Annotated in this window: 8 protein-coding genes; all 8 read right to left on the reverse strand. The window is 49.9% G+C overall.

The window, feature by feature from the left end; genetic code table 11:
* Positions 1–361, reverse strand: a 361-nt coding sequence (locus tag U9P07_12320; protein MEA2110189.1) for a hydrolase, incomplete at its 3' end; no start/stop codon positions are given.
* 234 nt (positions 362–595) lie between these two features.
* Entirely contained in the window at positions 596–997 is a 402-nt protein-coding gene (locus U9P07_12325) for a pyridoxamine 5'-phosphate oxidase family protein (protein ID MEA2110190.1), read from the reverse strand.
* A gap of 70 nt (positions 998–1,067) precedes the next feature.
* A complete protein-coding gene (locus U9P07_12330) occupies positions 1,068–1,988 on the reverse strand; it encodes a TIGR01777 family oxidoreductase (protein MEA2110191.1) in 921 nt (306 codons plus the stop codon).
* 121 nt (positions 1,989–2,109) lie between these two features.
* Complete coding sequence (locus tag U9P07_12335) at positions 2,110–4,173, reverse strand: molybdopterin-dependent oxidoreductase (protein MEA2110192.1); 2,064 nt, start codon at positions 4,171–4,173, stop codon at positions 2,110–2,112.
* A 16-nt stretch (positions 4,174–4,189) separates the two neighbouring features.
* On the reverse strand, positions 4,190–5,128 hold the full coding sequence (locus U9P07_12340; GenBank protein MEA2110193.1) for a methyltransferase domain-containing protein: 939 nt from the start codon (positions 5,126–5,128) through the stop codon (positions 4,190–4,192).
* 169 nt (positions 5,129–5,297) lie between these two features.
* Positions 5,298–5,750 (reverse strand): pyridoxamine 5'-phosphate oxidase family protein, encoded by a 453-nt coding sequence (locus U9P07_12345; protein MEA2110194.1) that lies wholly within the window; start codon positions 5,748–5,750, stop codon positions 5,298–5,300.
* A gap of 22 nt (positions 5,751–5,772) precedes the next feature.
* A complete protein-coding gene (locus U9P07_12350; protein ID MEA2110195.1) occupies positions 5,773–6,060 on the reverse strand; it encodes a GIY-YIG nuclease family protein in 288 nt (95 codons plus the stop codon).
* Positions 6,061–6,442: 382 nt separating this feature from the next.
* Positions 6,443–6,910 carry a Cys-tRNA(Pro) deacylase gene (ybaK, locus tag U9P07_12355; GenBank protein MEA2110196.1) on the reverse strand — a complete coding sequence of 156 codons (468 nt, stop codon included), beginning with the start codon at positions 6,908–6,910 and terminating at the stop codon, positions 6,443–6,445.
* Positions 6,911–7,239 lie beyond the last annotated feature (329 nt).

Genomic DNA, 7,239 nt, shown 5'->3' on the forward strand with positions numbered 1-7,239 from the left:
CCGCGATAAGCCCCGTTAATTCATCAATGGCATAAAGTGTTTTCTCCAAGGTGGTTTCAGGCTCAACATCTGAGCATATTCCCCATCCGTGGGAAACAACGGCCCGGATATATTCTTTTGGCCAGCCGTGTTCTTCAAGGATTTCTTTTGTTTTGGTGCAATGCTGATCCGGGTATCTTTCGTAATCAAGATCATGAATCAGGCCTATTATTCCCCACTTATCTTCATCCTCTTTATTTTTTCTGGCGAGGTAACGCATAACCCCCTCTACAGCATAGGCATGTTTGCATAGGCTGTCGCTTTTATTATATTCATGAAGAAGTTTTAGCGCCTCATCACGGGTTGGAATTTTACCTTTCATGCTGTGTTTCCCTCTCTGAGTATTATCAAGCTTCAGCACAATGTATCGTGCTCTGTGATTATTTAATCTTTGTGCTGAAACTCTTTCTTCAGAAAATAAACTTGAACTGACAGGTTAAGTTTCTCTCAGCACTATAAGCGATAATTTGAAAAAGTTAGGATCTTCCCGCATAGTTTTTGAGTTTAAGTTTTTCGCCATCCCCGGCCTGTAAAGGGACCGGGTAAATCAGTCAGCTCACGCCGTGGGGTCAAGAACGTCTCCAGAGCCGATGAGTGGTAAAGTTTGGTCAACGGTGAAGAAGACGACCACAAGATCTTTTTCCTCGCCTGACTGCTCATACAGCCTGCAGCGTTTGCAGATCTGTTCCACCAGGGCATCATTTTGTTCTTCTTTCACTTTGTTCAAATAGAGACGACATCCTTGGTAGCCCGGCCTGTTTTCCTGAAAGAGATAGACAGCTGATCCGTTCTCCTGTAGGTTATTGCGGGTCAGTTTGTTGGCCATTATGAAGACAGCTGAGCCATCATCAGTAATGTAGGGTCGGGAGTAGATGGCGGCGTTGACTTTGCCGTCACGGCTGGCAGTGGCGAGTATTCCTGTGCCTTTGGTGTTAGTGAAATAGTTTCTCAGGTCCATTTTTTTCCTCCATCGTTTGATAGGTGTTAATCATTTTTTAGCTGTGGAGACTATCTCCATGCCATAGCTTTTAATCATTTTTGAGCAGGTTGGCAAGTGCTGTGGATAATGTGGGAAAACGAAAAATATAGCCGGACTGTAGCAAGTTTTCAGGCGAAACCCGCTGTCCTCCGAGAAGTACGGTCGACATCTCACCGAAGGCCAGCTTTAGTACCAGGGCCGGAACGCCGATCGGCAGCACCCGGCGATCAAGGGTCTGAGCCAGCTGCCGGGTGAATTCATCGTTGGTAACCGACTCCGGAGCAACGCAGTTAAATACTCCCCTAAGTTCTGGTTTATCAGCCAGGTAGGCAAAAATGTTGGCAAGCTCGCCCTGGTGAATCCAGGGAAACCATTGCCTGCCTGATCCCAGTCGGCTTCCCAGCCCCAGTTTGAAAGCCGGTAGCATTTTAGCCAGGACACCACCTGAGGAACCCAGCACCAGGCCAAAACGGCACCGTACCACCCGAGCACCATATTCTTCGGCCCGCAAAGCCTCCCGCTCCCAATCCTGTGCCAAATGCCCAAGAAAATCAGTTCCGGCGCTGCTTTCTTCAGTTAGTGGCTCATCACCCCGGTCGCCATAATAGCCGACCGCCGAAGTGCTCAACAGGGCAATCTGCCGACCTTTGGCGGCTGCCATTTCAATACCGTCGACTAGGTGGTGAGTGGTGTTGATGCGACTATTGCGAATTTCTTCTTTTTTGGTTTCGGTCCAGCGGCCGATAATCGAAGCACCGGCCAGGTTGATCACCATGTCATGGTCGGCCAAAATTTCCTGCCATTTACCCGGAACGTTGGGGTCGCCTTCACAATAGACGGCTCCAGTCGGCAGGGTGCGGCCTGGGCGAATTTTTCGGGTCAATACTGTAACTCGATGCTCAGCGCCCACCAATTTTTTGGTCAAGTGGCTACCAATAAAGCCAGTACCACCAGTGATAAATATTTTCATACCGCCCTCCTTATCAGATTTCCAAGATTTTTCAGGATTTTTATTTTTTCTCTATCCGCCATCTTTATTCTTTTCAGTCAGCAGGTTATTCGTAAACAATATGCCGTCCGGTAAATGATGTTCAAACCTTTTCCAACCGGCACAAAAAACCTCGATTGGACGGGGTGGCGGTAATCGGATCACGCAGCGAATCATCAGTGAGGTTGTTGAGGTTATAGTTATCGTCAACTTCCCCCCAACCCCAGGCGATCATGATGCAACCCGGCTGCACCCGCTGTGAGATCCTGGCCGGCATGCGGATTTTTCCGTGCGGGGTCGCAACCTGCAGCAGATCCCGGTTGTATATCTTTCGTTGTTCGGCGTCGGTCGGACTGATTTCGATGTAGGGTTCGGGATTTTTCCGGCGCAGCGAGGAAATCTGACGATATTGGGTGTGAGTGAAGGTGTTGACCCGCTCCCCGCTGATTGCCACCAGCCAGTCCTTATCACTTGAAGAGGTGTAGCTCAGTGGGTTTTGCCATTTTCCATCGGCGAAAGGCACCGGTGGAAAACCACTTGCTGCAAGCCTGGCCGAAAAGAACTCGATCTTCCCTGATGGTGTTGCAAACCTCTCCCGGCGGTATTTTTCATAGCGCAGTTCCTCGATCTGCAGGCCGTCTGGATGAGTGCGTAAAGTTTCTACCGTCAACCCGACGGGTTCAAGCTGGTAGTCAAGTGCCTCCTCAACCGTGGACCAGGGAAAAAATTCTTTCAGGCCCAGCCTTTGGGCCAGGGCGAAAATAATTTGCCAGTCCGGCCGGCTTTCGCCATAAGGTTCCACCACCTGGTTCTGGAGAATGACCGGATTGTTGCGTACGTAGGCCCGATTTAATTGGGTTTCTTCGAAGCAGCTGGCAGCCGGCAGAATGAGATCAGCAAAATCTGCGGTCTTGGTTTTGAAGAGATCGATGACTACCAGGAAATCAAGTTTTGCCAGAGCTTTCCTGACCCTGTTGGAATCGGTCATGGTCACCGCCGGGTTGCCGGACTGGACGACCAGGGCTTTGACCGGGTAGGGTTTTTCATCAAGAATGGCATCAATAAGAGACGACTGGGCGTGGCGTCCCCAATTTTCATGAAAAGTGTCAAAAAGAGCATAGTCACTGGTGATGGCGATGGTGTCCGGCGGCAGTTTTTCCCGCAGCTGCAGGTTGCGCAGCTTGATGGGTTGGGGCAGAAGGTCGCCTCCTGGACGGTCGAGATTGCCGGTCAAAGCCCGGAGCATGCTTACCGCCCGTGTGGCCTGAAAGGCTTCGCACTGCATGTCGAGTCCATTGCCCTCGATCAGGCAGGCTGGTCCACTGGTGGCGTAGAGGCGGGCTGCCTCTTTAATGGCGGATGCCTCGAGCCAGGTTTCTGCGGCTACTGTTTCCACCGGGAAGACGGAGGCCGCTTGCCGGAGTTCAGCGAAGCCGATGGTGAATTGTTCGACGAACTGCTGATCAATGAAATTATTGACAATAATTTCATTGATCATCGCCATCGCCAGTAAGCCGTCATGGGCGGGTCTGATGGGCAGCCAGACATCGGCTTTGCGCGCCAGTTCGGATTCCACCGGATCGACGACGATAAGTTTGGCCCCGTTGTCGATGGCTTCGAGAACGGCCTCGCCAACCGCCGGGGCAGTGTTAAGATCATTTTTCCCCCAGATCATAATGCAGGCGGCTTGCTCCGGGTGTGCTGACGGCATGGCACCGCAGGTATAGATGTTTGCCATTTCCCGGGCCACATGGCAAACTGAACCATTGCCGATGGTGTTGGGTGAACCGAAGGCGTTCATCAGCCGGTTGGCATAGTCCCAGGGTACACCCCAGTCGGCCGCCATGCCGCGCAGCCAGGCAACGCTGCCGGCGCCATATTCATCTCTGCAGTCCAGCAGGCGGTAGGCCATCAGGTCAAGTGCTTCATCCCAGGAAATTTCAGTAAAAACACTGCTTGATCTTGATCTGCGAATAAGTGGTTTTGCCAGACGTTCCGGGGCATAAATAATTTCCGGAGCAGCGGCCAGTTTGGGGCAGTGGAGAATTTTTTTCCGGCCAGGGGCTATTTTCCTTGATGCTTCGATTAGTAAACCGTCTTCAACTACGGCCGTTACTGGACAGCAGGCGGAACAAAGACGGCAGACAGTATCTTTTATAAGCAACATATCAACTTCCTGTAAATCACCGTTCGGCCTGCAGGAAACAGCTGCGGATCAATTCGTAGTGGTTCCTGTGGGAACGAATTTTCCACCATACCGAGCCTTCTTCAGCTACTTTCCAGGCAGGCTGCAGGGGGCCTGCGGGATTACTGAGTAGTTTTTTGATGTTGTCCTGGCCGAAGCCGGTGTAGGTGCCTGCTTCAGTACCTCCAAGCCAGTCCTTTTCATTGGCAACTTCCAGCGACCATGAGAAGGGATCGGAAAAAAGCAGCTGTGCCCGCTCCCGGCGGGCCACCCGGTTTATCTCGGTCAGATGAGCCAGCGGCTGCGGCAGTTTGTCAACCAGGTTCAATGATGAAAGCTGGCTGAATATTCCTGCTTTGAAAGGCAGTGCCTGGGCATCAGCAACGATAAACTCAATTGCAGCTGCTGACCAGTCTGTCGGCAGCTGCAGGGTAACCTGGCGCTGGAGGTTTCCCTCCTCGGGCAGGGCTACCGACAACGTTCTCTGCCGCAGCAGCCAGCGGGCGGCACGGATAAAAGAAACCGAGGTGTCGATGCCGATGACAAAATCACATTGCCGACTCATCTCAAAGGTGAACCGGCCAACCGCCGCCCCTATGTCAAGTCCCCAGCCGCCATCATTGTTCAGCAGCGCACTCCATTCCCGATATGCCGTGGAGGCCTCCGGATCGGCCATCAAATCGGCATAGTGGCTCCAAATGTACGATGCCAGAAGAAGGTCGGTTTCGTAGCGGGGGAGATGTGCGGCGGGTGTTCGGGGCCGAGGATTGAGAAAGGCGATTCCTTCCCTGATCGCATATGCATGGCCGCAATGTCTACAGCACAGCTCACCGGAAAGGATATCATCCTTTTCCTCTTCGTCTATGACTGCCGTGAGAGAATATTCATCCGGCAGACAACGGGGGCAGACTACTATTTTTGCAACGGCTCTGTTCATGGTGCTTTCTCTGTCTTGTTACTGGAAAAATGTTATGCATTCTCAATAAAATAATATTAATAAGATATTATTTATCATGTTTTAAATGGGGTTGCAAGGCTAAATAAATGTGAGCGATCGGGTGGCACTTTTTCTCTGGATTGATGGTCGTAGCATAGCTTGATGGGTGTCAGGAGATCATGTTTAACTGCATCACGCTTTGAAACTGGCTGACCAGGTAATAGGTTTTTACCTGTACCATCAGCAGGGTACACGAGGGATCCAGAACGAATGCCTTCAAAAGCGGGTGACGGGCGAGATAGAGCGGCAGGAATTGTTCCCTTTCAATTTCCGTTGCTTCGGTGACTGTGCCGACTACGGTAACGGCGATGGCATCGTGGAAATCTTCTGCCTGGTTGGACCGGTTGTCGATGAGCAGGGAGACGTTCGGATTATTGCTGAGGTTGGTGTATTTGCGAGTTGTCCGCATTGTGGCAAAAATCAGTCGGGTGAGATCGTCGGTGGCGGCAAAGGCCACCAAACTTGTGTAGGGTGAATTATCGCTGCTGGTGGCCAGTACGGCCAGGGGCTGTGAATTGAACAGGGGTTCTATTTGTTCCATGAATGTGGCTGATTCAGACATACGTTCACTCCTTTTCCTGCTGTTAGACATGCTTTTGTGGTCGTTTTAAACCGGGAGGATGCCACGTCGTCCCAACCATCTTCATTTTATCCCCTCGCGACAAATCTTTAATTTCCAATTCGCGCCTGGTTGCTTCGCCACGATTTCCTGCCTGCTCTAAGTAAACCAACTCTACTGGTAGTCGTGATCTGGTATACTTCGATCCTTGGCCATTGGAATGGGATTCGATCCTTTTTTCCAGATCGTTGGTAATGCCGGTATAGAGAGTGCCGTCACTACATCGTAAAATATAAACGGACCAAGTTTTCATGGGGCCTCAAGGCTAAAGTTCAGTAGTTTGCAAAGCTTATTTTTAGCTCTGGCTACCTGAAAAACGGCCGTACTCGACTGATTCGTTAGAAGCTTACTACTGAAAATCTGTCAAAAAAACAAGAAATTGCTAAGTGCTTCACGGGTTCTTTGCCGTCAGGCAAAGGTTCCGATGAAGAAACTTATGCAAGGCTCGGGAACACATTCAGGATGTTCGGGCTTGGCTTATAGCGGTATTGGCCGCCGAACTAATCACACGATGTGATTCGCGGCGGACGCCTCGGAAACCGGCCATGGACGGCCGGCAAGAATGAGCGAGAGCCATGCCGGAACATCCTGACACATTAATTTGGGTTGCGGGCACAGCCCCGCATTAGAAGCTTTTACTTGCATATTTCTGCGAATTTCCCGTGAGTCAATTTCTCAAGGTCCTGTGGTTTCAATTCTATTTCAAGTCCTCTACGGCCGGCGCTGACAAATATTGTTGAATATTTATTAGCAGAAGAATCAATTATGGTTTCAAGTTCCTTTCTTTGACCCAGAGGACTGACTCCACCTAAAACATAACCCGTTGCTCTCTCCACATCTGATACTTCAGCCATACTTGCTTTTTTTGCTCCAACAACCTTTGCAAAGAGTTTCATGTTAAGCACGGATGATACGGGAACCACACCAACGGCAAGTTTTTTGGTTCCATGTCTTACTATCAATGTTTTGAATACTCTTTCTTCGGGTACTCCTAATTTTTTTGCAGCTTCAGTTCCATATGATTCACAGGATGGATCATGGGCGTATTCGTGTACTATATAGGTGATTTTGGCTTTCTTGGCAGCATTTATAGCAGGTGTCATTTTTTTTTGTTTATTGCGACTAACGCTAAAAGTTTTTCCCCGGCCGGGACGCTCATTGATTACCGGGCGGCGGTTCCCGGTCAAATGGTCTGAATTGTCAGCTTTTCTGCCTTGAAGTTTTAATTACGATTGCGAAACCATATATGACAAAACACAATGAAACCAATTGCTGAACTGATAAAAATGGTTTGTTCTGAATCAACATTAATAGTCTCTATTTGGGATCTAAAATCCCTCGCCTTTAGGCGACAACTTGTAGTACGTAAAGAGTATGGAGCATTATCGTAGAACATCCCATACTCGATTTGATATCAAATACCATTTTGTTT

The sequence above is a fragment of the Pseudomonadota bacterium genome, from assembly GCA_034660915.1.
Classification (GTDB): Bacteria; Desulfobacterota; Anaeroferrophillalia; order Anaeroferrophillales; family Anaeroferrophillaceae; genus DQWO01.

Bases quoted from the DNA above. Each gene is read 5' to 3' on its own strand.
- U9P07_12325 (MEA2110190.1), bottom strand. From the start codon at position 997: ATGGACCTGAGAAACTATTTCACTAACACCAAAGGCACAGGAATACTC.
- U9P07_12330 (MEA2110191.1), bottom strand. From the start codon at position 1,988: ATGAAAATATTTATCACTGGTGGTACTGGCTTTATTGGTAGCCACTTG.
- U9P07_12335 (MEA2110192.1), bottom strand. From the start codon at position 4,173: ATGTTGCTTATAAAAGATACTGTCTGCCGTCTTTGTTCCGCCTGCTGT.
- U9P07_12340 (MEA2110193.1), bottom strand. From the start codon at position 5,128: ATGAACAGAGCCGTTGCAAAAATAGTAGTCTGCCCCCGTTGTCTGCCG.
- U9P07_12345 (MEA2110194.1), bottom strand. From the start codon at position 5,750: ATGTCTGAATCAGCCACATTCATGGAACAAATAGAACCCCTGTTCAAT.
- U9P07_12350 (MEA2110195.1), bottom strand. From the start codon at position 6,060: ATGAAAACTTGGTCCGTTTATATTTTACGATGTAGTGACGGCACTCTC.
- ybaK (MEA2110196.1), bottom strand. From the start codon at position 6,910: ATGACACCTGCTATAAATGCTGCCAAGAAAGCCAAAATCACCTATATA.